This window comes from Microbacterium sp. 1.5R (genome assembly GCF_007667425.1).
Taxonomy (GTDB): domain Bacteria; phylum Actinomycetota; class Actinomycetes; order Actinomycetales; family Microbacteriaceae; genus Microbacterium.
Genome location: NZ_VDRC01000001.1, coordinates 1868731 through 1894081, shown reverse-complemented (window position 1 = coordinate 1894081; position 25351 = coordinate 1868731). Strand labels below are relative to the sequence as shown.

Here is a 25351-nt window from a genome sequence, read left to right as displayed (position 1 = left end):
TTACTGCCTTTCGATGGTGTGCTGCGGTGCCGGCCGGAGATCGCCTCCGGCGGTCCGCTCCGTGCGGATGTCTGCGAAACCGCCCAGCGGCTGACCGGCGACGGCCAGCTGACCGCCGTCGACCGGGAGCGAATGCCCCGTGATCATCGACGCGTCGGCGGAGAGCAGGAACTCGATGGCCCGCGCGACCTCGGCGGGCTCGCCCAGCGCCCGCTGCGGCACGGGAGCGGTCAGTGCCGCCTCGCCGTGCTTGGCGCGGAGGAATTCGGTGATGGGGGTGGCGATCAGGCCGGGAGCGACGCTGTTCACCCGAATGCCGTACGGCCCGAGCTCGGTCGCCAGCGCCCCGGTGAGAGCGAGGATCGCGCCCTTCGACGCGTGGTAGTGGGCGCCGAGTCCGTTCACGTAGCCGTAGCCCGCGGTCGACGCGACCGTGACGATGGCGCCTCCGCGGCCCGCGGCGACGAGCGCGCGGGCGACGGAACGAGCAGCGATGACCGTGCCGAGCACGTTGATGTCGAGGGTGCTGCGCCAGACGTCGAGGGTGGAGTCGAGGAAGGGCTCCTTGACCGAGATGCCCGCGCAGGCCACGAGTCCGGTGATCCCGTGGGCGGCGATCGCGTCGACCGCGGCCTCGAGGGCGTCGGCATCCGCGGCATCGCAGACGGCCCATGTTCCGCGCCGGTCGGGGGCGAGTTCGTGCCACCAGGCGGCGGTGTCGGCGTCGCTGCCGGTGCGATCGAGGATCGACACCCTGCTGCCCTGCGCGGCGAGGTGCTGCGCGGTCGCGGCGCCGATGCCGGAGGCGCCGCCGGTGACGAGGATGTGACTCACAGCGCTGCCGCCTTCCGGGTGTCGATGAGGGGAACGGGGTGGCCGCCGACCGGGGGCACGGCGACGGATGTCTGCCCGCCGTCGACGGGGAGGATGTGACCGGTCACGAACGAGGCGGCCGGCGACAGCAGCCATTCGACCGCCGCCGCGAGCTCGTCGGCCTCGGCCAGACGCCCGGCGGGGGCGCGGGCGGCGAGGCGATCCTCGCCGAGGTGTTCGCGCTCGCTCGCGCTCATCGGCGTGCGCACCAGACCCGGCACGACGCAGTTGACGCGGATGCCGTGCTGCGCGAGGTCGCCCGCAAGGGAGCGGGTCAGCCCGACCACGGCCGACTTCGACGCGTGGTACGCGACCCCGAGGCCCGCGACGTAGCCGACGCCGGCCGTGGACGCGAGGGTGACGATCGCGCCGGGGCGGCCGTCGGCGACCAGCATCCGCGCCACCGCTCGCGCGGTGACCACGGTGCCCGTCACGTTGACCGCCATCGTGTGTGCGAAGCGGTCGAGGTCGGTGTCGAGGATGCCGTCCCGGTCGACGGTGCCCGCGCAGCTCGCGAGCCCGTCGACCGGGTCGATGCGGTTCGACGACTCGACCGCCGCGTCGACGGCGTCGGCATCCGTCACGTCGATCCGATGCCAGGCCCCGCGTCGCTCCGGCGCGAGCTCCTGCCACCAGTCCTGCCCGTCCTCGGCGGCGCGGTCGATGATCGACACGCGCACGCCGTGGTCGGTCAGGCGGTGCGCCAGGGATCGACCGATCCCCGACGCCCCGCCCGTGATGAGGATGTGAGTCACTCGGCATCCACATCGATCGACGTGTCGGTCACGTAGGCGCCGTTCTCGTAGTGACCGAGGGTGACGCTGAACGACAGCTCGCCGTCGGGGGAACCGTGGTGCACGCCGCAGACGCCCGTCGACTCGGGAAGGTCGGTCAGCGCCGCCTGGATCGCCTCGGGATCGGTGGATCCGGCCGCCTCGATGGCGTCGAAGAGCAGGTTCGCGCCGTCGTAGGCGATGGCCGCGTACTCGGTCGAGGCGGCGCCGAACACCTCCTCGTACGTCTTCGACCAGTCCAGCAGCTCGCCCTCGGTGGCGGCCGACGGCACGCACTGGTTGCGGTTGTAGATGGTCTCGAAGCCGTCGTAGTTGAGCTGGCTGTAGGTGCCCGGCTGCAGACCTGCCACGAAGCTCGGCAGCTTCACACCGGCCGTGGCGAGAGCGTTCGCAGCCACGATGTAGTCGGCCTGCTGGCCGTAGATGAAGAGCATCTCCGCGTCGGACGACCGGAGGTTGTTGGCCTGCGTGGTGAGGTCGACATCGCCCGTCTGGAAGATCTCCTCGTCGACGATCTCGAAGTCGAATTCGTCGGCCGCCTCGTTCAGGATCTCCGACGCGCCGCTGCCCAGCTCTCCGCTCTCGCGAAGGATGGCGACCTTCTTCACGCCGAGGTCGTCGGCCGCGAACTCGGCCGCGGCGCGAGTGGTGATGCCGTCGTGCGCAGTCATGTTGAAGGCCCAGTCGCTGCCGGCGGCGAGCTTGGCGTTCGTGCCGCCCATGATCACCGGGATGCCTGCACGGTCGACCTGCGTCATCACGGCGAAGCCCTGCGTGCTCACAGGGAAGCCGATCACGGCGGCCGGGTTCTCGCTCGTGATGCGGTTGAAGGCGTTCAGTGCGGTCTCGTCGTCGGCGCCGGTGTCCTCCTGCACGATGCGGATGGTCTTGCCGTCGATGCCGCCGGCCTCGTTGACGGCGTCCGCCGCCATCTCGATGCCGTGCGTCATCGGCTCGCCGAGCACGGCGGAGCCGCCGGTGGTCGGCAGCGCGACGCCGATGACGATCTCGCCGCCCTCCGACTCACCGCCGCCGCCGGAGTCGCCCCCGCTGCACGAGGTGAGCGCGAGGGCGGTGAAGGCCGTGACGGCGAGCGCCGCGACCTTGAGAGATGTACGTGCCATGGGTTTCCTCACTCTGGTTGCTGTCGACGAGTCGACGGTGATCGGGTGGAACGGTCGGGGCGGATGGCTCAGGAGCCGAGATAGGCCTTGCGGACCTCGGGTTCGTCGCCGAGGGTGGCGGCCGGACCCTCCGCGACGATGCGGCCGGTCTCGAGCACGTAGCCGCGGTCGGACGAGGCCAGCGCGAGACGCGCGTTCTGCTCGACGAGGAGCACCGAGAGGCCGTGATCGCGGCTGTACCGGCTGATGAGCTGGACGACCTCGATCGCGAGCTTCGGCGACAACCCCAGCGACGGCTCGTCGAGCAGCAGCAGGCGCGGCTTCGACACGATCGCCCGGCCCATCGCGAGCATCTGCTGCTCGCCGCCGGACAGCATCCACGCATAGCTGTCGCGCCGCTCGGCAAGGCGCGGGAAGATGTCGAGCACCTCGGCGATCGCGTTCTTCAGATCGGCACCGCGGATGCCGCTGGCGGCAGAGGCGACGTCGAGATTCTCGATCACGGTGAGGCCGGCGAACACGCGACGACCCTCCGGCACCAGGGCGAGGCCCTTGCGCGCCAGCCAGTCCGGGCGCTTGCCCGTCACGTCGGCGCCGTCGAAGCGGACGGTGCCGGAGTTCGGACGCTCCAGACCGACGATGCCCTTGAGCGTGGTCGACTTGCCGGCGCCGTTCGCGCCGATCAGGGTGACGACCTCGCCCTCGGCCACGCGCAGGCTGACCCCGCGCACGGCTTCGGCGGCGCCGTAGCTGAGCACGAGATCGTCGAGCTCGAGGATGTTGGTCATGCGATGTCCCCACTTCCGAGGTAGGCCTGCAGCACCTCGGGGTGCTCGCGCACCTCGGCCGGGGTGCCCTCGGCGATGATCCGCCCGTTGTCGAGCACCGTGACCTGTGAGGCGACCGACGCGACGAAGTCCATGTTGTGCTCGACCACGAGGATCGACAGACCGTCGTCGTCGCCGAGCGACGAGACCAGTTCGGCGAGCCGCCGGGTCTCGGTGTCGTTCATGCCGGCGGCCGGCTCGTCGAGCAGCAGCAGCGACGGGTCGAGCGCGAGGGCGCGGGCGATTTCGACGAGGCGCCGGTGACCGTACGGCAGCGTGCCGGCGACGCGATCGGCATCCGCCCCCACACCGACGCGGTCGAGCAGCTCCTGCGCCCTGGCCCGCATGCGCGTCTCGGCCCTGCGGTAGCCCGGCAGCAGCACGACCGACGAGAACACCCCGTAGCCGCGCTGGTGGTGCATCGCGACCATGACGTTCTCGAGCACGGTCATGTCGTCGAACAGGCGCAGCGTCTGGAACGTGCGGGCGATGCCGCGGCGGGCGGCGGCCACCGAGTTGCGCCCGCGTACGGGTACGCCGTCGACGACGATCGCGCCCTCGTCCCACTGGTCGACCGCCGAGACGCAGTTGATCAGGGTGGACTTGCCCGAGCCGTTCGGGCCGATCAGCGCGCGGGTCTGCCCCTTCTCGAGCTGCAGGTCGACGCCCGCGAGAGCGGTGACACCGCCGAAGCGGCGCACGAGTCCGGTGATGGTGAGCACCTCGGTCATCGCGCCTTCTCCTCTGCGCTCGGGGCGGGGGTCGTGGGTCGTCGCAGACGGCGGACTAGCCATCCGATGCCGTCGCGGATCAGCCCCCAGATCCCGCCGGGGACGAAGGCGACCATGAGGAGCAGCACGATGCCGTAGATCAGCAGGTAGTAGTCCTGCACCCCGCGCAGCACCTCGGGGAGGAAGGTCAGCAGCACCGCACCGATGACCGCGCCCCAGGGGCTCTTCGCCCCGCCGACGACCACCATCGCGAGCAACGACACCGACAGCGCGAGGTTGTAGGTGCCGGGGCTGATGTAGGTGATGAACCCGGCGTTGAGCGAGCCCGCGAGACCGGCGAAGGCCGCGCCGATCGTGAACGCGAGCACCTTCACGTGCTTGAGCGAGACGCCCATCGCGGCGGCCGCCACATCGCTGTCGCGCACCGCCTGCATGGCACGGCCGTAGCTGGAGGTGCGGATCATCTGCACGACGTAGATCGAGATGACCATGATGACGCCGATGAAGACGCCCCAGTCCGAGACTGTCACGAGCTCGAACTCGCCGAAGAGCGGGGCGACGATGCCGCGGACGCCGAGGGCACCGCCCGTCAGCCACGACCAGTTGATGAGGATCAGCGCCACGACCTGACCGAGACCGAGCGTCACGAGCGCCAGGTAGTGCCCCTTGAGGCGGAGCGAGGGGATGCCGATGAGCAGGCCGAGAGCGATGCTCGAGAGCACCGAGAGGATGATCGCCGGCCCCATGTCGAGGCCGACGTTGGCGACCAGTAGCCCGGTCGTGTATCCCCCGACGGCGTAGAACGCGGCCTGTCCGAGCGAGACCTGTCCGCTCAGACCGAAGGTGACGTAGAGCCCGACGGCGGCGATCACCATGATCTCGGCCGAGACGGTGACCTGCAGCCAGTAGTTGTTGTCGATGCCCAGGGCGAGACCGACGACGACGACGAGGAGGATCGGCCAGACCAGCCAGGATCCGACGCTCTGCAGGCGCGACCAGCGCGAGCTCGAGGGGTGCGACGTACGGGTCGCGATGGCGGTGTTCACAGCTTCTCACCGACTTTCGATCCGAAGATCCCTTGGGGACGCACGAGCAGGAAGACGATCATCAGGGCGAATGCGATGAGGTCTTTGCTGTCCGATCCGATGAAGCTCCCGGCGAGGTTCTCGACGATGCCGAGTCCGAAGGCGGCGATGGCGGCTCCGGTGAGGTTGCCGAACCCGCCGATCACGCAGGCGGCGAAGGCCTTGAGCGCGATGAGGACGCCGACCGACACGGTGACCGAGAACATCGGGGCGACGAGCACCCCCGCCGCGCCGGCTAGGCCCGTGCTGATCACGAACGCCAGCACGACCATTCGCCCGGTGCGCACGCCCATGAGCTGCGCGGTGTCGGCGTCGATCGCGGTGGCCTGCATCTGACGGCCGAGTCGGGTCTTCGTCAGCAGCAGGTTGAGCCCGATGATGAGCAGCACCGACACGACGATGAGGAAGAGCGAGACCGTCGAGACGCGCGCGCCGAGGATGTCGAGCGAGATGTTCGGCACGAGCGAGCCCAGCGTGCGGGGATCGGGACCCCAGATGAGGTGGGCGGCCTGCTCGATCACGATGCCGACCGCGACGGTCGAGATGATCATCGACGCGTGCGGCTTGTTGCGGAGCGGCCTGTAGGTGACGCGTTCCATCAGCACGCCGACGAGCGCCGCGAGACCGACGCCCGCGAACGCGGCGACGAGCAGGGGGATGCCGGAGATCGCCGCGACGGATGACGCCACGAACGCTCCGAGCATGACGAACTGCGCCTGGGCGAAGTTCAGCACGCCGGCGACGCGGTAGGTCAGCAGGAAGGCGACGGCGAGCAGCGCGTAGATGCCGCCGATCGCCATGCCGCTGATGAGGGACTGGATGATCATGCGGAACCGGCCTCCTGGCGGGTGGCGACGAAGACGTCGTACAGGTGCGGTTGACGCGTGGCGACCGGGTCGAGGTGATGACCCTGCATCTTGCTGTGCGCATCGGTGAGGTCGAGGTCGAGGAAGATGTCCTCCTCGAAGCCGGTGCGCGAGGTGTACGCGGTGGGGTACCGCATCACCGCCACGGGCTGCCCGGGGATGAAGCGGTCGGCGACCACGATCTGGCTGCCGTAGCCTGCGGCGTTGTCGGTGCGGGCGCAGGAGACCAGGTGCACCCTGTTCTCTTCGGTGCGCTCGGTCGCCGCCTGGGTCGCGGCCTCGATGCGATCCCAGTCGGTCGGGTGGGCGATGATCTCGGCGCCGCGCAGGGTGAGGATGCGGGCGATCTCGGGCAGCCAGATCTCGTTGCCGATCATGAGCCCGATCCGGCCCACGGGCGTCTCGGCGACGACGAAGTCCTCGCCGGCCGTCGCCCACTCCCGCTCATCTTCGCCCAGGTGCACCTTCCGGTACTTCGCGGCGATCTCGCCGTCGGCGCCGATGAGGAACGCGGTCGAGAAGAAGTCGTCGCCCTCGCGCTCGACGAGGCTGACGACCACCCACACCCCGTGCTCGGCGGCGGCGGCGCGGAGTGCGTCGAGTGCCCGTTCGGCGAGGTCCGCGGCGGCGGCGGGGTCGGCGGCGATGCTTCCGGAGCGGTGAATGAACAGTTCGGGGAACACGCCGAGCACGGCGCCGCGCGTCCTCGCGTAGCCGACCTGGGTCACGGCGCGCGACAGCGTCCATTCGGTCGAGTGGTACCAGGAGGTCTGCAGCGTCGCGACGCGGACGGGGCGCTCGGGCGTGCCGTCGGGCACGGGTCCGTACATCGCCGCGCCCGCATGGGTGTCGATGTCGGCGACCAGCTCGGCGTACAGGTCGGGACGGCGGAAGTCGTCGAGAGCGCCGATGCCGCGCAGGTTCTTCGGGTGGCTGGTCGCGGGGGTGATGTCGGCCCAGACCATCCCTTCCTCGGTCTCGCCGGCGTTGGCCGCGATGTCGCCGAGCGGCGAGATGATCTGCGAGCCGCCCGTCCAGGGGAAGCCGTCGGCCGGTCCGCCGACCGTGTTGGCCGCGATGTGCCAGACGTGGTTCTCGATCGCGCGCAGCGGCTCGTGCACCCGCATCTCATCCGGTCCGCGCGAGTTCAGCGAGTTGACGAGGATCTCGGCGCCCTTCAGGGCGAGGATGCGCGGCACCTCCGGCACGATGCCGTCGGCGCACATCAGCTGACCGATGCGGCCGATCCGCGTGTCGATGACCTCGAGCTGCTTCGTGCCGGGGGTGAAGAGCGTGTACTCGTAGTCCCAGAACACCGTCTTGTGGTGCACGTGCAGGATGCTGCCGTCGGCGTCGATCAGCACGGAGGCGATGTGCACGTCGGGTGCGCGGTCACCGCGCAGGTCGACGCCGACCGCGACCATGAGTCCGAGTTCTGCCGCGACCTCGCGGATGCCGGTGACGAAGGGCCCGTCGAGTAACTCGCTCTTCTCGAAGCACTCGTCGCGGTTGGCGTAGTCCCTTACCCGGTTGGAGTTCTCGGGGGTGACGAGCAGGCGGGCGCCGGCCGCGTGCGCCGCTCGCATGTGCTGCACCACGAGTGCGAGGTTCGCCTCCACGTCGGCGCCGGAGAAGAACTGCGCGGTGGCGACGCGGACCGTGGCTGTCGAATCGGACGGAGACGTCATCTGGTTTCCACTCTCTGCAAATCTAATTTTCTTAAAGTGAGAATGGCCCCACAGTAGATCGGCCGTGCGAAATGTGTCAACCTAAGAAAGCAAGGTCGCAGCGGTCGTGAAACAAAGACGAAACACGCCCGAGTCGTCGCACTGTTCCGTGCCGTCTGACCGGGGCTTTCCTTCTCGCTGCGGGCGAAATGACGGGGTTTTTCGAGCCTCTTCAAGGGCTTTCGCCCGACCGAATCAGCACCGCACGACGGCGGAGTGTTAACGCAGCCGAAACATGAGCACGGCGTCGGGTCGAGTCGGGCCGGGCGGACGACTGGCCTCGACACCTTTCATATAGTGCAACCACTCATCGCAGACTGCAGGGAGCCCACATGACCCCGATGACTCTCGCCGAGAAGATCTGGCGACGTCACCTCGTCGCCGCCGGGGCGGATGGAGACCCCGATCTGCTGTACGTCGACCTGCACCTCGTGCACGAGGTCTCCAGCGCCCAGGCCTTCGACGGGCTGAGAGCGGCCGGCCTGCCGGTGCGTCGTCCCGACCTCACCATCGCGACCGAGGATCACAACACCCCGACGCTGAACATCACCCGCCCGATCGCCGATCCCATCAGCCGCCTGCAGATCGAGACGTTGCGCCGTAACTGCGCCGACTTCGGCATCCGCCTGCATTCACTGGGCGACCGCGAGCAGGGGATCGTGCACGTCGTGGGGCCGCAGCTGGGGCTCACGATGCCCGGGATGACGATCGCCTGCGGCGACTCGCACACCTCCACCCACGGCGCTTTCGGAGCCCTGGGCTTCGGCATCGGGACGAGCGAGGTCGAACACGTTCTCACGACGCAGACGATCCCGCTGCCCCGCTTCCCGTCGATGGCGGTCACCGTGGACGGCGAGCTCGGGGAAGGCGTGAGCGCGAAGGACGTGATCCTCGCCGTGATCGCCGAGATCGGCATGACCGGCGCCCAGGGTCACATCGTGGAGTACCGCGGCACCGCCATCGAGTCGCTGTCGATGGACGGACGCATGACGATCTGCAACATGTCGGCCGAAGCGGGAGCGCGCGCAGGCATCATCGCGCCCGACCAGACGACCTTCGACTATGTGCAGGGCCGGGAGCATGCCCCGACCGGAGCGGACTGGGACGCCGCCGTCGCCGAATGGCGGCAGCTGCGTACGGATGAGGGAGCGGTGTTCGACCGCGAGGTCGTGCTCGACGCCGCCGCCATCACCCCCTTCGTCACATGGGGCACCAACCCCGGCCAGGGGGTGCCGCTCGGGGCGAAGGTGCCGGAGCCCGAGTCCTTCGCCGAGGCCGACGAGCGGGCGGCGGCGCGCCGCTCCCTGGAGTACATGGCGCTGACCCCGGGCACGGCGATGCGCGACATCCCGATCGACGTCGTCTTCCTCGGGTCGTGCACCAATTCTCGCCTCGAGGACCTCCGCGCGGCCGCCGACGTCATCCGCGGGCGCGCCATGGCGCCGGGCGTGCGGATGATCGTGGTGCCCGGATCGGCGCGCGTGCGACTCGAGGCCGAGGCGGAAGGGCTCGACGACGTGTTCACCGCCTTCGGCGCGGAATGGCGCTTCGCCGGCTGCTCGATGTGCCTCGGGATGAACCCCGACCAGCTGCACGAGGGCGAGAGGTGCGCGTCGACGTCGAACCGCAACTTCGAGGGGCGGCAGGGCGCCGGGGCGAAGACGCACTTGGTGTCGCCCGCGGTCGCGGCGGCGACGGCGATCGTCGGCAGGCTCGCTGCGCCCGCCGATCTGGCCTGACGGACGGCGCGGACGCCGCGGCCGTTCGCGTCGGATCAGAGCTCGCGGCTGATCTCCTCGGCACCGGCGCGGATCGCCGCCCGGATACGGTTCCGCTGTTCGGCGGGGGTGCGATACAGCGGGGCGGCGCAGCCGATCGCACCCGCCACGGCCCCACCGGAGAACAGAGGTGCGGCGACACCCCAGATGCCGTCGTCGATCTCTTCGAAGCTCTCGGCGAAACCCTGCGACACCACTTCGTCGAGGGCGACCGGCGCGAGCGTCGGCAGCGAGCGCACATCGTCGGCGAGCTGAGCGACGTAGGCCTCGCGCTCGGCGTGCGGGAGGTGCGCGAGCAGCACGCGCGACAGAGAGCCGACGTGCAGGCTCATCGCCTGACCCCGCTCGAACTGCAGCCGCACCGGGCGGTTCGACTCGGCACGCTCGACCGTGTAGACCACAGAGCCGCTGCGGCGGGCGACGAGCACCGTCTCCCCGATCTCGTCGCGGATACGCGAGATCACCGGCAACGACGTGGCGGCGATCGGCGCGCGCACGGCAGCGGATGCCGCGGCCAAGGAGGCGGCGAGGTCGGTGACGCGGTACTGGCTGTCATGCGCGGCGTCGACCAGACCGACCTCGCGCAGGAGGGCGATGTATCGATAGACCATCGACGTGCCCATATCGAGTTCGGTCGCCAGATCGGCGACCGTCCAGAGCGGACGCGACTCGGTGAAGCTCAGGAGCACGGCGAGCAGCCGACGACCGCTCTCTGCACCCGGCACCCGGTTGCGCGCACTCAGGTCCTCTGCGTTCGACATGCGACCCCCTCCGATGCGCCGACGCGACGGAGCTACGTCAGCTCACCCTCGCACGAGATCCCATCCTATGGGAATGAGTGTTCTGCAGCTTGGGAAAGCTAGCGAATGCTGTGCGCTCGGCGATGTCGCCTCGTTCGCGCCGTCGCCGGTGGTGAGCTCCCCGCCGGACCCGGCGGCGACCATTACATATACTTAATCGTCACCGGCAGCGGTTCGAGTTCCGCATCACTGTGGGGGAGATCGAGCCGGCCAATCCGGTCAGCCCAATTTATATATATTAATAGCTTTAATCTGCTTATCGGGTTATGCTCGGTCTCGCCGCCCACCGCCGGGCGGCCCGAGATCGACCGAGGAGCATCGTGGCTCAGACCCATTCGGCCTTCATCCACTCCGTCGCGGAGCGCGTGCGCGCCCGCACCGACGCGGCCACCGCGGCCATGTTCGAGCGCTGCTTCGAGAACACCCTCGGCACGACGCTGCGCGAGATGCCCGACGGCACGCTGTTCATGCTCACCGGCGACATCCCGGCGATGTGGCTGCGCGATTCCACGGCGCAGCTCGCCCCCTACCTGCACTTCGCCGCCGAAGACGACTCGATCAGCGACATGATCGCCGCGGTCTCGCGTCGTCAGATCGACTTCGTGCTGCTCGACCCCTACGCGAACGCGTTCAACGCCGCGGCCGACGGCAGCGGCCACCAGAGCGACCTCACCGATCAGTCGCCGTGGGTGTGGGAGCGCAAGTACGAGGTCGACTCCCTCTGCTACCCCGTCCAGCTCGCCCATGACCTGTGGTCGTTGACCGGCCGCACCGACCACCTCGGCGAGCCGTTCGCTCGGGCAGCCCGCGCCATCATCGCGCTGTGGCGCACCGAGCAGCAGCACGAGGCCCTGTCGACCTACCGATTCCAGCGCGTCGACTGCCCGCCGACCGACACCCTCGTGCGTGACGGCCGCGGCAGCGAGACGGCGCCGACCGGCATGACCTGGTCGGCGTTCCGCCCCAGCGACGACGCGTGCGAGCACGGGTACAACGTGCCGGGCAACATGTTCGCCGCCGTCGAGCTGCAGCACATCGAGAGCATCGCCACCGCCGTGCTCGACGACCCCGACCTGGCGGCGAGCGCCCGCGATCTGCGCGCCGACATCGAACGGGGCATCGCGCAGCACGCCATCGTCGACACTCCCGACCACGGACAGGTCTACGCCTACGAGGTCGACGGTCGCGGCGGCATCCTGCTCCTCGACGACGCGAACGTGCCGAGTCTGCTCTCCCTGCCGCTGATCGGCTGGAGCGGCACCGACGACCCCCTCTATCTCGCGACCCGCTCGTGGATCCTCAGCGACGCCAACCCGACCTTCGTCTCGGGCACCCTGCCGTGGGGCGACGAGGCCCGCGGCCTCGGCAGCCCGCACACACCCGCCGGCCACATCTGGCCGATCGGCCTCTGCATCGAGGCGCTGACGACCGACGATCACGACGAGAAGCAGCGCATCCTCCGGCTGCTCCTCGAGACGGATGCCGGGACCGGCCTCATGCACGAATCGTTCCTCGCGACCGACCCCGAGGTGTTCACGAGGGAGTGGTTCTCGTGGGCGAACGCGATGTTCTGCGAGCTCGTGCTCGACATCACCGGGCTGCGCACGCTGACGCGCGAGCCGCTCGAGCGCGAACCCCTGACCGAGGCGCGGTCGGCATGAGCGCGCAGATCACCGCCGAGCCGGCATCCGTCTCTGCGCAGCCCTCGACCACGCCGACCCGCCCCGCGAAGCCGCGGAAGTCGCGCAATCCCTCCGCGCGGCAGATGACCTGGAATGCCTGGCTGTTCCTGCTGGTACCAGGCGTGCTGTTCGTCGTGTTCATGGCGCTGCCGATCGTGATCGCGCTCGTGCTGAGCCTCACCGACTACGCGATCGTCGGCGACTTCGAGTGGCTCGGCATCCAGAACTACCTCGACATCGCCGTCGATCCGTTCTTCTGGATCGCGCTGCGCAACACCGCGTACTACACGTTGCTCTACGTGCCGGCGGGACTCGTCGTCGCGCTCGGCACCGCCCTGCTGCTCAATCGCCGCCACCGTGCGGTGCGGCTGTTCCGCACGCTGTTCTACATCCCCGTCGTCGCCTCGACGGTCGCGACGGCGACGATCTGGTTCTGGATGCTGAATCCCCAGAACGGCCTGCTCAACGTGGCGCTCAGCTGGTTCGGCATCGACGGACCCGCGTGGCTCTACGAGTCGCAGTGGGCGATGATCGCGATCGTCATGATGAGCGTGTGGGCCGGCTTCGGCGCCAACATGATCATCTTCCTCGGCGGCCTGCAGGGCGTGCCGGGCGAGCTGTACGAGGCGGCGCGGCTCGACGGCGCGAACGCCTGGCAGCAGTTCCGCTACGTGACGCTGCCCTCACTCGCCCGCACGACGTTCCTCGTGTCGACGCTGCTGATCATCGGGGCGTTCCAGGTCTTCGACCAGGCGTACGTGCTCACCAAGGGCGGGCCGGGCAACTCGACCGTCACGATGGTCTACTACATCTACAACAAGGGCTTCGGGGCGCTCGAGATGGGATACGCCTCGGCCCTGTCGTTCGTGCTGTTCCTCATCATCCTCGTCTTCTCCCTGGTCAACGCCAGGCTCACGAACAGGAGGGACGCGTGATGACGAACACCCTCAGCGGACCCCGCACCGTCGCCACCTCGATCGCCGCGGGCACCACGCTCGCCCCGATCCCCACCTCGCGCCGCAAGACGCCGCGGCAGCGCCTCGCCACGATCGGGTGGTACGTCGGCGTCATCCTCATCAGCGTCATCACGGTCGCCCCGCTCGTGTGGACCATCTCGACGTCGCTGAAGCCCGCGACCGAGATCCTCTCCGGCGCCCTCAACCTCATCCCCGCGAACGCGACGATCGAGAACTACCTGCAGGTGTTCGAGGAGGTGCCGTTCGGGCGCTACTTCGTCAACTCGCTCGTGCTCGGACTCGGCGGCGCCGCGACGAACATCTTCTTCGGCGCACTCGGCGGATACGCGCTCGCGAAGCTGCGGTTCAAGGGCCGCGCCGCGGTCTTCGCGGTGTTCCTCTCGTCGCTGATGATCCCCGGCATCATCACGATGATCCCGTCGTTCCTCATCCTGCGCGGCATCCCCTTCGCCGGTGGCAACGACGTGCTCGGCCAGGGCGGACTCGGCCTCATCAACACCTACTGGGCCGTCATCATCCCCGGCGCCGCCGGCGCGTTCGCCGTGTTCTTCATGAAGCAGTTCTTCGAGACGCTGCCCGACGAGCTGGGCGAGGCAGCCCGCATCGACGGGGCAAGCGAGTTCCGCATCTTCACCGTCATCTACTTCCCGCTCGCCAAGGCCGGGCTCGCGGTGCTCGGCATCATCAGCTTCCAGGCCGGATGGAACAACTTCCTTTGGCCGCTGATCGTGCTCAACAGCCAGGACATGATGACCGTCCAGGTCGGCCTCGCCTCATTCGTCAACAACTACGAGACCGCCTACGGCCCGCTCATGGCCGGCACCGTGATCGCCAGCCTGCCCGTGCTGCTCGTGTTCCTCTTCGCGCAGCGCTGGATCATCGAGGGCGTCGCCCACGTCGGCACGAAGTAACCCCTTTCCACCCCCATCACCACAGCACCACCATCCACCGAGGAGAATTCGATGAAGAAGAACCTGCGAGCCCTAGCCGTCGTCGCAACGGCGACCCTCGCCGTCACCGTCGCGGGCTGCGCGTCCGGCGACTCCGGCGGCAGCACCGACGGCGGACCCGAACCCGTCGTCATGTGGGGATCCTGGTCGGGCGACCAGGTCGACCAGCTCGAAGAGCAGGCGGCCCGCTTCAACGAGTCGCAGGACGAGTACGAGGTCTCTTACGTCCCGCAGGAGCTCGTCGAGGAGAAGCTGCTCACCGCCCTCGCCGGCGGGCAGGTGCCCGACGTCGTGCTCTGGGACCGCTATCAGACCTCGCTATACGCCCCCAAGGGCGCGCTCGCCTCGATCGACGACTTCGTGAAGGAGGATGCCGTCGACACGAGCGTCTTCTACGAGCCGGCGCTCGGCGAGATGGAGGTCGACGGAGAGCTCTACGGCCTGCCGCTGCTCGTCGACAACCGGTCGCTGCTGTACAACGAGACGCTGCTGACGGATGCCGGTGTCACCCCGCCCACGAACTGGGACGAGCTGAAGACCGCCGCCGAGGCGCTGACCGTCAAGAACGGGAACAAGCTCGCCCAGGCCGGCCTCGACCTCAGCGACCCCGGACTGTTCAACATGTACCTCGCCCAGGCGGGCGGCCAGCTGCTGAACGACGACGAGACCAAGACGGCGTTCAACAGCCCCGAGGGCCTCGAAGTGCTGGAGTTCTGGCAGACCCTGCTCGACGCCGACGTCTACCAGCAGGGCTTCGGCGACACCGGCGACTCGTTCGCCGAGAGCAAGACCGCCATGAAGCTCGACGGCCCGTGGGCGCTGTCGACCCTCGACAAGGTCGACGGCCTCACGTACGGCGTCGTGCAGCCGCCGGCAGGGCCGAACGGCGATAAGGGCGCGTACATGGGCGGCTTCGGACTCGTCATCCCCGAGGGCGCGAAGAACGCCGAAGGCGCTTGGGAGTTCATGAAGTGGTGGACCACCGAGGCCGAGAACGGCGTCGCATTCGGTGAGATCGCCGGGTGGATCCCCGCCAACATCGAGGCCGCCAACGACCCGTACTTCACCGAGGACGAGCACTACGCCGCCTTCATCGAGGCCATGAACTACGCGCAGACCCGCCCGAACGTGCAGGGTTTCTCGGACGTCGAGGGCAAGGCGCTCGTGCCCGCACTCGAGCGGTTCCTCTCGGGCGAGATCTCGGCCGAGCAGGCGCTCGAAGACGCGCAGGAGCAGGGCGACCAGATCCTCGCGCAGAACCGCTGATCGCAGCATCCCCCGCTTTCGAATCGCTCACCTTGCAACTTCGGTGGCCCGCCGGTTGCCAGTTGAGCGATTCGAAACCCAACAGACGAGAAGGACAGATGAACGACACCTCCTGGTCGGCGCGAGCCGACATCGCCCAGCACAGCATCGACCACTGGTTCGGCGTCGACGGCGTCCAGTTCCTCGCGAACAGCCATCCGCACGACCGCGGCAACACCGAGGTCTTCAACTACTGGTGGCTCGCCCACGTGATCGACGCGCGGACCGACGCAGCGCTGCGCACCGGGGACCCCGCGTGGGCCGACCGGGCGATCGCGGCGGGGGACAACATCGTCGAGCGCAACGGCGGGCAGCTGTTCAACGACTACTTCGACGACATGCTGTGGTTCGCGCTGGCGCTGGAGCGCGTGCACCGCGCGACCGGTGAGCAGCGGTTCCTCGACGAGGCGATCGCGATCTGGGACCACGTCATCGCGGAAGGCTGGAACGACACCCTCGGCGAGAGCCTGGCCTGGCGGAAGCAGCAGCTGTACTACAAGAACACTCCGGCGAACGGCCCCCTCGTCATCCTCGGGACGCGGCTCAGCCGGCTCGATGCCTCACGCGACTACCTCGGCTACGCGCACCGCGCCTTCGACTGGCTGACCGCGAATCTCGTCGGGGCAGACGGCTTCGTCGAAGACGGCGTCAACCGTGAGGAGGACGGGCGCGTCGATACGCAGTGGCGGTTCACCTACAACCAGGGCCTGTACATCGGCGCCGCTGTCGAGCTGCACGCCGTGACCGACGACCGCGCCTACCTCGACCGCGCGGTGCAGACGGCCATGACCGCGGTGCGCGAGCTCAGCGACGGGAGGGTCTTCCCCGACGAAGGAGACGGTGGCGACGAAGGCCTCTTCAAGGGCGTGTTCTACCGCTACCTCGGCGAACTTCTCGCGGCTCTGGACGACGATTCGACATACGCCGAAGAACGCGCATCGCTGGAGCACTTCCTCCGCGCCGGCACCGACGCCCTGTGGGCGAACGGCATCGTCGACGGGCACCTGCGCCCCGGCAACGACTGGTCGAAGCCGCCGGTCGAGTGGATCCCGTACTCGACCCTGCTCAGTGCCGTCTTCGCGGTCGAGCAGCGGGCGCGCCTCGAGCCACGGGATGCCGAGGCGGATGCTGCGGCGAGCGCCTCCGCCCCCGACGCGACCGCTTCGGTGGGGGTCGCCGGCTGACGGCATCCTCGCCCCGCCCCCGCTCAGTTGGCACCTCCTGCGGGAATTCCTCGCGAATTCCGGCAGGAGGTGCCAACTCGTGTGAGGGAGGAGCGGCGCTCCGGCGGGAGCGGCGCTCCGGCGGGAACTGCGCTCGGGCGGGCGAGGGTCGGGTGGGGCGGGCTCAGCGCCGCGGCGCCGCCGATGACGCTCCGACGACCAGCTCGACCGGCAGCACGACCTTCTCGATCTCGCTCGGCGACGCGATCTGACGGCGCACCGACTCGACGCCCTTCTCCCCCAGCTCACGCTGCTGCTGACGGATGTGCGTGTACCGGAAGATCCGAGTGTCGAAGAACGCGTCGGGGTGGTCGAAGCACACGACCGAGATGTCGGCCGGCACCTCACGCCCCAAGCGGTCGCAGGCCTCGCGCAGCATGAGCGCGATGTTGTACTCGCCGACGACGTATCCCGTGATGTCGGGATGCTGCTCGACGAACTCCACGAGCCGGGCGACGTCATGCTCCGTCGTATCGGAGCTCCCAGGCACGGTCGATGCGATCGTGCGCAGCTCGGCCTGGTTCTCGAGCGGCAAGTGGTTCATCGCGTGCGCGTGGATGTAGCCGTTGCGGCGGTCGTCGCTCGACGACACGTGACTGGCCGAGCTGATGAACCCGATCGTCTGGTGCCCCAGTTCGAGCAGGTGCTCGGTGGCCGCGCGTCCGCCGGCGAGGTTGTCGGAGCACACGGCAGACACCGGGATGCCGTCGAACAGCCGGTCGAGGATCACGACCGGGAACTTCTTCGCCACGAGTTCGAGCGCAGCGGGCGGAATGTACTCCGACGAGCTCGGCAGCAGCAGGAGTCCCTCCACCCCGGCGTCGACGAGCGCGCGGATGCAGGCGTCCTCCTCGGCGAGATCGCCACCGGAGCGCTTGATCACGACGTGGGTGTCGGCGCCGGCTGCGGCGAGGATGCCCTCAATCACCTTGTTGCCGAACGTGTCGTCGAAGCTTGTGATGACGCAGCCGATGAGCGACGGCCCGCCGTCGGATTCCCCCGCGATGCGGGTGGCGGATGCCGTCGGTGTGGCGCTCGTGACGACGGTGCCGATGCGCGGACGACGCATGATCATGCCGTCGGTGCGCAACAGGTCGAGCGCGCGCTTGACCGTGATGGGGCTGACCTCGAACTGCTTCGAGAGCTCCGCCTCGGTGGGGAGCTTGTCGCCGACGGCGTAGGTGCCCTGCGCGATGGCGTCGCGCAGCGCTTCGTAGACCCGCTTGTAGAGCACGGCGCCCCCTCAGCCGAATAGTTATATTTAATCTACAGGGTGTGGGGGCACTGTGCGGGGACTCATCGACCGGAAGATGTGCGCATCTCGACCGCCGCCGTCTCGAACGGCGCGAGGTCGAGCACCACCGCACCACCATCGACGGTGACGTCGCCGAGCGGGTCGCCGAGAAGGGTCGCGCGGCGCGCGGCATCCGCCCCGGCGACCGCGACCCGCACGCTCACCGGCTCGTCGGCGAACGACTGCAGCCGCACCCGCGACCATCCGGACTCGTCAGCCGCGCCGACGCCGATGACGGCGATCCGGTCGTCGTCGATCTGCAGGAATGACGCGGTCGGCTCGGCCACGCCTCGCCCGGCGGCGGGAATCGCGAGCAACGGGCGCGCAACCGTCGAGGCCGTCGACACCGCGAGCGCCTCGACGCTCTGCGACTCCGCCGCCCGCACCCCGACCGCGTACGAGAACGTCGCCGCGAAACCCTGCTCGATCGGGAAGTTCGTGTCCCACACGTTGTTGTGGAACCACGAGATCACTGTCGACGGCTCATGTGGCGCGGTGCTCGCCGGGAACGGCGAGTACGGCAGCGCGATCGATCCGGTCTGCACGAGCGGCGCGTCCTTCGTCGCCCACGCGACAGCATCCACGCCGTCGGCGACGCTCACCCAGTTGCGGATGGCACGCATGTGCTGCGGCGCTCCGGGGATGTGCGGGATGCCGTCGCCGGTCACCCCGCCCGAGACCTCGAGCCGCACGACCGGGTCGGCCGCGGCGAACGGGAACACGAAGTAGCCGCTCTCCTTGACCCGTGTGACGGGCTTGCTGATGCGGTTCTCGATGAGCAGCGTCGGGTCGCCGCGCCGCAGGCGAAGGGTTACCCGCACGGCATCCACGCCGTCGGCGGGGAACTCGTAGACCAGGCGCTGCTCGACCGCGTCGTCGACCCGCTCGACGATCACGGCGGGCCGGCCGACGGTGCGCGACGCGAGCAGTTCGAGGCGCGGCGACACCGACAGCTTGTTCGCGAGGTGGTTCACCCCGGCGCCCGAGCTGCCGTACGTGTCGTAGACGTAGCCGTTGAACCCGGCGAACGAGTCACCGTTCACCCACTCCCGCCCGGTCGACTTCTCGACGAGCGAGCGGATCACCGACCGGCGGTCGTCGACCTCGACCCGCAGATGCTCGTTCTCGAGCACGAGGATGTCCTCCCGCCGCCCGGTCTGCAGCGGGTGGACCGTCGCCGCGGCCGCCGGCTCGTCAGTGGGCACGAGGTCGAACCGCACCCACCCGACCTCCGGGGCGTCGGCGACGGGGAAGGCGATCCAGCGCCCCGACTCGCGGTGCAGCGAGTTGCCCTGATCTTCGACCGTGTGCGGCACGACATCGCCGGTGCGGGCATCGACGACCGAGAAGTGCCCGTCGAGCGGCACCTGCGATTCTTTGACGAGCACGCGGGCAGTGGTCGATCGGGCGTGACCGGCGACGTTCACGACGACGAAGCTCGCGAGGGCGTCGGCGGCCGGGGCGACGGCCTGTCCGAGGTGGTGCAGCGCGAGCTCGGCGGCGTCGACCGTGCGCTGGTGGGCGGCGATCGCGTGACCGACCTTCCACTGCCACTGCCGCTCGCCCGAGTCATAGCCCTCGTCGCCGTGGGTCCACGAGTTGCTGGCTCCCCAGGTGTGCTCGTTGAACATCGAGATCGCCTCGTAGGCGGCTCGGGCATCCGTCCCTTCCGAGGCGACGGCGTCTCCGCCGCTCCACCGCGACAGCTGCGAGATCGAGCGGGCGACGGGGGCGGCGACCTGCGCCTCGCGCGCCAGAGCGAGCGGCACCGCGCCCGACCCGACTCCCTCGACCCACCAGTCGCCCCAGTCGCCCTCGAAGGTGACGAGCTCGTCGCCGTAGCGCTCTTCGGCTTCTGCGAAGAAGTCCTCGTTGCGCGAGACCCGCAGGCGCGGGTATTCCCAGGTCTCGTTCCACTGCCGCACCTGCTCAGACAGGTGCAGACGGGCCGGGCCGTTGTCGCCCATGAAGCCCTGGGTGCGCAGGTGCAGCACGTCCCACGGGTAGGGCTGTCGACCGGGGTCCTCTTCACCGTGCGCGCCGAACACCCCTGGTGGGAACGGATAGCCCTTCGTCGACAGTGCCGTGAGGTAGGCCGAGAACACGGTCTCGAGCGTCTCGAACGACTCCGTGAACCCGACCATCGGTCCCTCGATGTAGGCGAGGCCGTGCGGGCTGTCGGTCATCCAGACGAGCACCGACTTGCCGGCCGGCGACTGCCAGCGGAACATGCGCGGGTTGTCGAGGCCGCCGTTGCGGTGCGGCTCCGATCGCCCGGCCCAGTTGTGCGCGACCGCGAGATATCGCACCCCGAGGTCCGACAGCGCGTCGGGGAGCCCTGCGACCTGGCCGGGCACGTCGGTCTGCATCGCGCTGCGGAACGGGATGCCGTACTGGTCGCGGATCCGCCGGGCCGAGGCGAGCAGCTCGTGCAGCTCGTCGGTCGAGCAGGTGTCGGTGTGCAGGTTGTACGGCATCGCGCTGAGGCCGATCGACCCCTCTTTCACGAGGCGCACGAGCTCGTCGATCTCGGCCGGGGTGCGGTGGCGCTCCCAGTCGTCGAACGACCACAGCGCCTCGGCGTTCCAGCGGAACCGGGATTCCTCGGGCCAGTCGGCGGTGTGCGTGATGAGCTCCACGGCCGAATCGAGGTACGACCGCTGATTGGCGATCACGGCCGCCTGGGGGTCGGTGTAGCCGAAGTCGAAGTGCGAGTGGTGCACGACGTGCACGCTCCACGGGCGCACGCCGTCGAGACGAACAGAGATCGACTCGTCGCCGAGGGCCGGCACGCGCACGACCGCGTCGACGGGGTCGGCGGATGCCGGCACGAGGACGCGCACCGACCCGGCAGGCGCCGTCGCACGTTCGATGTGGAGCGACCCGCCGTCGGCATCCTCGATCTGCACGTCGAGCGCTTCGGCATCGGCCGCGCGATCGCCCTCGATCACGACCCGCACGCTGCGCGCGCTCTGCCCTCCTGCCTGTCGCTGCAGCGGTTCGGGGATGACGCGCACGACGTGCGCGCCGATGGTCGCCACCGCGGCGGTGGCGCGTTCGAGCAGACCCTCGCGGGCCTCCTCGCCGGTCCACGGGCTGGCGGAGATGAGAGACGGTTTCATGATCGGATGCTCCAGGGTCGAGGGTGCGGGGGATCAGTCGAGGGGTGCGGAAGAGGGGGCCGGGGCCGGCGGACTCAGTCGGGCGCGGCCGAAGCGGGGAGGTCGACCGTGCGCAGCCAGTGCGCGGCGCCGAGCAGAGGCGCGGTGTCGAGGAGGCGGGACGGCACGACGTCGAGCCCGTCCGGGGTGCCACCGCGAGCGAGTCCGTCGCGCAGGGCACCGGACAGCACCGGCCAGGAGCGCACCATCGATCCGCCGACGGTCAGCCGGTCGGCGCGGAACGACGCGAGCCACGGTGCGAGGGTGAGCCCGAGGGCGCTCATCGCGCGATCGAGTGAGGCCACGGCATCCGCCTGCCCCTCCACCGCCTCTGCGGCGATCTGCTTCACGGTGCAGGCGCGTCCGGTGCGACGGGTGTGCTCGGCGACGATCGCCCGCGTCGAGACGGTGTCTTCGAGGGGCCGCCCCGCGAACTGCAGCGGGTACACCCACCCGTCGGGCGGCACGCCGTCGGCGTCGGTCACGATGCGCCCTCGATCGAGGAACGCCGACCCCACCCCCGTACCGAGCGTGACGCAGACCTGGCGCTCGACACGGGTGCCGGCGCCGTACGCCCACTCGCCGATCGCGTAGGCGGCGGCGTCGTTCACGAAGCGGATGCCGTCGGGTGCGACGCCGAGTCGAGAGGCCATGCCGGCGCGCACGTCGACGTCGCGCAGCGCGTCGAACTTGGCGACCGCACCGAAGACGCCGATCCCCCGCTCGTAGTCGAACGGGCCGGGCATCGCGACGACCCATCGTGTCGCCGACGACTCACGCAGACGCAGAGCGGGGGCGATGAACGCGTCGAGCAGCGCCTCCGCCGAGAGCGCCGGATCGAGAGCGAGGGTGGCCGACTCCACGACCCGCGGCGACGCACCGGCATCGACGATCGCCGCCGTCGCATGACTCCCGCCGACCTCGATGACGCCGCACGTCGCCGCCTCCGGCATCCCGGTCGTGCCCTGCGCGTCGTCGCTCACCACCCGTACTCTCGCATCCTGCGTCGCCATGCGCATCGGTCAGTATTGCCCGAGGGCGAGCCCGCGCTGGAAGTACTTCTGGGTGAGTCCGAACAGCAGCGCCGTCGGGATCGACACGAGCAGCGCCGCGGTGAGCAGCACCGTGAACGCCGAGCCGCCGCCCTGTACCGACTGCAGAGCCTGCAGCAGCGGCATCACAGGCCGCGTCTCGGAGCTCTGGGTGAGGATGAGCGCGAGCAGGAAGTCGTTCCACACCCACGTCGCCTGCAGGATGAAGACGACGACGAGCGCGCTGCGCGACATCGGCAGGTAGATCTGGGTGAAGATGCGCCACGGCTTCGCCCCGTCGACCACCGCGGCCTCGAAGACCGATTCGGCGATGCCGGCGAAGAAGTTGCGCATCACGAAGGCCGAGAACGGCAGGCAGACCACGGAGTAGATGAGGATCATGCCGACGGCCGTGTCGAACAGGCCCACCTGCGAGTAGGCGGCGAACAGCGGGATCACCATGAGCTGCAGCGGGAAGACCGTGCCGCAGAAGATCACGAAGAACCAGAAGAAGCCGTGCTTCAGCTTGAGCGCGATCACCGCGTAGCCGACGGCCGCGCCGAGGATGACCGCGATGATCGGCGCCACGATCGCGTAGACGAGCGTGATGAAGAGACCGGACGGTACATCGGTCGTCGTGAAGACGTCGACGATGTTCGTCCAGAGGCTCCCCAGGTTGCCGGGTTCCCACAGTCGTGAGCCGGAATACTCCGAGGTCACCTTGCCCGCGTTGGCGAGCAGCAGGTAGATGGGCAGCAGCCAGATGATGCCCATCAGGCCGAGGATGCCGTAGCGGAGGATCTTGGAGATCATGCGCGGCGCGCTCCCATCTTGCGGGGTGCGGCATCCGTCTGCGGTGCGGCATCGCCGAGCGACAGCTGGCGGCGCAGGTAGATCACGGATGCGGCGACGGTGATGACGGTCAGGAAGATGGCGACGGCCGAACCCATGCCGTACTCGTTGTTGAGGAAGGTCTCGCGGTACATCGTCACGCCGAGGGTCTCGGAGACGCGGTTCGGCCCGCCCTGGGTCATCGACTGCACGATGTCGAACGTCTTGAGGCTGTTCACGATTGACAGCCCGACCACGATGGTGGTGGTCGGCCGCAGCAGCGGCCAGACCATGGAGGTGAAGAGCCGGAACCCACCGGCGCCGTCGACCTTCGCGGCCTCGAGCGGCTCCTTCGGGATCGACTGCAGTCCGACCGTGAACAGGAGGGCGTTCACGCCGACGCCCTGCCACGAGGCGGCGAGGATCATCACGATCGTGTTGAGCGGAGCATCTTGCAGCCACCGCAGCTCCGACCCCGGGAGGCCCAGGAACGCGAGCGCCTGCGACAGCGCGCCGCCGTTCTGCAGCACGAACGAGAAGATCACGCCGACCGCGACGCCGGAGAGGGCGTACGGGATGAGGAACGGGACGCGCAGCCACGCCGCACCGGGGAGCCCGTAGGCGAGGTACGCGACGAGGAGGCCGAGCCCGACCGGCACGAGGAGAGTGCCGCCGACCCAGGCGAGCGTGTTGAGGATCGAGACGAGGATCGCCGGATCCTGGAACATCCCGACGTAGTTGTCGAGCCCGATCCATTCCGGGTCGCCCAGGCCGTCGTACTCGGTGAAGCTCAGGTAGACGGTGTACAGCACCGGAACGTACAGCGCCAGAAGGACCACCGCGACGCCCGGGCCCATGAAGGCCCAGGCGTCGCGCTGACGCGCGGAGCGGACCGGAGTCCGGCTCAATGCTCGCTCCAGTACTCGTCGGCGACCTTCTGGATGCCTTCGAGGTACGGCGTCGGATCGCCGGGGTTGGTCATGAATCCGGTGAACTGGTCGAGCGACGAGGTGAGGATCGGCGCGGGCGCCGCCTCGTAGTAGCGCAGGTAGAACGTGTACTTCGGGTCGGTGTACTCCTCGCCGATCTTCTGGAACTCCTCGGTCGCGGCCGTGGCGTTCGGGTTGAAGGGCAGGTTGCCCTGCTGCTCCGACCACGCGGTCTGCGCCTCGGTGCCCATCCACCATTCCGAGTACTCGAGGCCCAGCTCGCGCTGCCCCGACTTCTCGGGCACGCAGGCGGGAGCGGTCTCGATGGCCACCGGAGTGACCTCCTGATCGGGGTTCACGTTCGGGATCGGGAAGACGCCCCAGTCGGTGCCGCTCTTCAGCCCCACGGTGTCGAGCGTGCTCGCGTACCAGGTGCCGAAGGGGATCATCGCGACCTCCTGGTCCTTGATCTGCGTCTCGCCCGGGGTCTTCGAGCCGGGGTCGGAGAAGTAGCCCTTCTCCTTCATGTCGAGCCACACGTTCATGACCTCGACGACCTCGGGGTCGGTGAACTTCGCATCGCCCGACATCAGGTCGTTGTAGAGCTCCACGTCGGTGCCGGCCGTGAGGATCTGGAACCAGACGAACGCCCAGGGGTTGCCGCCCGAGTTCCAGAACGGCGCGATGCCGGCGTCGACGAGCGAGTCGGAGACCGTCATCATCTCGTCCCAGGTGGTGGGCACTTCGAGGCCCAGCTCTGAGAACGTGCGCTTGTCGTAGTACATGACCCAGTCGTCGACGCTGATCGGCGTGCAGTACTGCTTGCCGTCGATCGTGTAGAGGTCTTTCACCGATTCGCTGATGTTGCCGTCGGCGACGGCCTTCTCCCAGATGTCGGTGGTCTCGGCGACGAGTCCCTCCGCGACGAGATCCTCGAGCGACGAACCCGTGTGCCAGGTGAACAGCCCGGGTGCCTTGTTCGAGCGGAAGGACTGCTTGATGAACGCCTGGAACGCGTTCTGGTCGGCGTAGTACGCCGGGTCGAGCGAGACGTCGATGTCGTCCTTCGACACGGACGAGAACTTCTCGAAATCCCAGCTCTTGTCGGTGACGAACTTCAGATCCGTCGACGATGCGGAGGTCGACCCTGCGCATCCGGCGACCGCTGCCACGGTGACGAGCACGGCCGCGCCGGCGGCCATTCTTCGCGAGAACTTCACACGGAACTCCTTCGTTCGGGTTGAGGATCGACATCTCGCGTCCCTCGCGTTGATATCGTTATCAGAATCGGACTGTAACACGCTGCCGAACGTGAGGGCAAGCACTCCGGGGCAAGTGCGACGCCGGTCGATGGCGCGCGCAT

General features: G+C 68.9%; 21 protein-coding genes. 6 read left to right on the top strand and 15 right to left on the bottom strand.

The genetic code is table 11. The features are described 5' to 3' along the window. The 8 genes from FSY98_RS09065 to FSY98_RS09030 form a co-directional block, all read right to left on the bottom strand. Positions 1–834 (bottom strand): SDR family NAD(P)-dependent oxidoreductase, encoded by an 834-nt coding sequence (locus FSY98_RS09065; protein WP_186307599.1) that lies wholly within the window; start codon positions 832–834, stop codon positions 1–3. After that, entirely contained in the window at positions 831–1628 is a 798-nt protein-coding gene (locus tag FSY98_RS09060; protein ID WP_186307598.1) for an SDR family NAD(P)-dependent oxidoreductase, read from the bottom strand. Before FSY98_RS09060 ends, FSY98_RS09065 begins: the two co-directional genes overlap by 4 nt. Next, positions 1625–2791, bottom strand: coding sequence for an ABC transporter substrate-binding protein (locus FSY98_RS09055; RefSeq protein ID WP_144875910.1), 1167 nt, complete (start codon positions 2789–2791; stop codon positions 1625–1627). The genes FSY98_RS09060 and FSY98_RS09055 overlap by 4 nt, the downstream gene beginning before the upstream one ends. Positions 2792–2859: 68 nt before the next feature. Beyond that, entirely contained in the window at positions 2860–3579 is a 720-nt protein-coding gene (locus FSY98_RS09050) for an ABC transporter ATP-binding protein (protein WP_144875908.1), read from the bottom strand. Beyond that, positions 3576–4349, bottom strand: a complete 774-nt coding sequence (locus FSY98_RS09045) for an ABC transporter ATP-binding protein (RefSeq protein ID WP_144875906.1) — start codon at positions 4347–4349, stop codon at positions 3576–3578. The genes FSY98_RS09050 and FSY98_RS09045 overlap by 4 nt, the downstream gene beginning before the upstream one ends. Next, complete coding sequence (locus FSY98_RS09040; protein WP_144875904.1) at positions 4346–5395, bottom strand: branched-chain amino acid ABC transporter permease; 1050 nt, start codon at positions 5393–5395, stop codon at positions 4346–4348. Before FSY98_RS09040 ends, FSY98_RS09045 begins: the two co-directional genes overlap by 4 nt. Beyond that, positions 5392–6261, bottom strand: a complete 870-nt coding sequence (locus FSY98_RS09035) for a branched-chain amino acid ABC transporter permease (RefSeq protein WP_144875902.1) — start codon at positions 6259–6261, stop codon at positions 5392–5394. The genes FSY98_RS09040 and FSY98_RS09035 overlap by 4 nt, the downstream gene beginning before the upstream one ends. After that, positions 6258–7988, bottom strand: coding sequence for a carbon-nitrogen hydrolase family protein (locus tag FSY98_RS09030; protein WP_144875900.1), 1731 nt, complete (start codon positions 7986–7988; stop codon positions 6258–6260). Before FSY98_RS09030 ends, FSY98_RS09035 begins: the two co-directional genes overlap by 4 nt. Before the next feature lie 371 nt (positions 7989–8359). Here FSY98_RS09030 and leuC point away from each other — a divergent pair, with 371 nt between their 5' ends. Next, the gene (gene leuC / locus FSY98_RS09025) at positions 8360–9766 is read left to right on the top strand and encodes a 3-isopropylmalate dehydratase large subunit (RefSeq protein ID WP_144875898.1); all 1407 of its coding nucleotides are present in this window, start codon (positions 8360–8362) and stop codon (positions 9764–9766) included. A gap of 35 nt (positions 9767–9801) precedes the next feature. Here leuC and FSY98_RS09020 read toward each other — a convergent pair whose 3' ends face one another. Further along, entirely contained in the window at positions 9802–10566 is a 765-nt protein-coding gene (locus tag FSY98_RS09020; RefSeq protein ID WP_144875896.1) for an IclR family transcriptional regulator, read from the bottom strand. Between the two features lie 359 nt (positions 10567–10925). Here FSY98_RS09020 and FSY98_RS09015 point away from each other — a divergent pair, with 359 nt between their 5' ends. The 5 genes from FSY98_RS09015 (at position 10926) to FSY98_RS08995 (ending at position 16703) form a co-directional block, all read left to right on the top strand. Further along, positions 10926–12266 (top strand): glycoside hydrolase family 125 protein, encoded by a 1341-nt coding sequence (locus FSY98_RS09015; protein WP_260857336.1) that lies wholly within the window; start codon positions 10926–10928, stop codon positions 12264–12266. After that, entirely contained in the window at positions 12263–13222 is a 960-nt protein-coding gene (locus FSY98_RS09010; protein WP_222119133.1) for a carbohydrate ABC transporter permease, read from the top strand. The genes FSY98_RS09015 and FSY98_RS09010 overlap by 4 nt, the downstream gene beginning before the upstream one ends. After that, on the top strand, positions 13222–14175 hold the full coding sequence (locus tag FSY98_RS09005; RefSeq protein ID WP_144876683.1) for a carbohydrate ABC transporter permease: 954 nt from the start codon (positions 13222–13224) through the stop codon (positions 14173–14175). Before FSY98_RS09010 ends, FSY98_RS09005 begins: the two co-directional genes overlap by 1 nt. 51 nt (positions 14176–14226) lie before the next feature. Next, complete coding sequence (locus FSY98_RS09000; RefSeq protein WP_144875895.1) at positions 14227–15480, top strand: ABC transporter substrate-binding protein; 1254 nt, start codon at positions 14227–14229, stop codon at positions 15478–15480. A gap of 98 nt (positions 15481–15578) precedes the next feature. Further along, positions 15579–16703: a glycoside hydrolase family 76 protein gene (locus tag FSY98_RS08995; RefSeq protein WP_144875893.1), complete on the top strand. Its 1125-nt coding sequence runs from the start codon at positions 15579–15581 to the stop codon at positions 16701–16703. A gap of 163 nt (positions 16704–16866) precedes the next feature. Here FSY98_RS08995 and FSY98_RS08990 read toward each other — a convergent pair whose 3' ends face one another. The 6 genes from FSY98_RS08990 to FSY98_RS08965 all read right to left on the bottom strand — a co-directional run bounded on the left by FSY98_RS08990 (position 16867) and on the right by FSY98_RS08965 (position 25208). Further along, the gene (locus tag FSY98_RS08990; RefSeq protein ID WP_144875891.1) at positions 16867–17976 is read right to left on the bottom strand and encodes a substrate-binding domain-containing protein; all 1110 of its coding nucleotides are present in this window, start codon (positions 17974–17976) and stop codon (positions 16867–16869) included. 62 nt (positions 17977–18038) lie between these two features. After that, a complete protein-coding gene (locus FSY98_RS08985) occupies positions 18039–21158 on the bottom strand; it encodes a glycoside hydrolase family 38 C-terminal domain-containing protein (protein ID WP_144875889.1) in 3120 nt (1039 codons plus the stop codon). Positions 21159–21232: 74 nt separating this feature from the next. After that, complete coding sequence (locus tag FSY98_RS08980; protein ID WP_186307597.1) at positions 21233–22180, bottom strand: ROK family protein; 948 nt, start codon at positions 22178–22180, stop codon at positions 21233–21235. 39 nt (positions 22181–22219) lie between these two features. Beyond that, positions 22220–23041 carry a carbohydrate ABC transporter permease gene (locus FSY98_RS08975; protein WP_222119132.1) on the bottom strand — a complete coding sequence of 274 codons (822 nt, stop codon included), beginning with the start codon at positions 23039–23041 and terminating at the stop codon, positions 22220–22222. Continuing rightward, on the bottom strand, positions 23038–23967 hold the full coding sequence (locus FSY98_RS08970) for a carbohydrate ABC transporter permease (protein ID WP_260857335.1): 930 nt from the start codon (positions 23965–23967) through the stop codon (positions 23038–23040). The genes FSY98_RS08975 and FSY98_RS08970 overlap by 4 nt, the downstream gene beginning before the upstream one ends. Further along, positions 23964–25208, bottom strand: coding sequence for an ABC transporter substrate-binding protein (locus FSY98_RS08965; RefSeq protein ID WP_186307596.1), 1245 nt, complete (start codon positions 25206–25208; stop codon positions 23964–23966). Before FSY98_RS08965 ends, FSY98_RS08970 begins: the two co-directional genes overlap by 4 nt. Between the last annotated feature and the right edge of the window lie 143 nt (positions 25209–25351).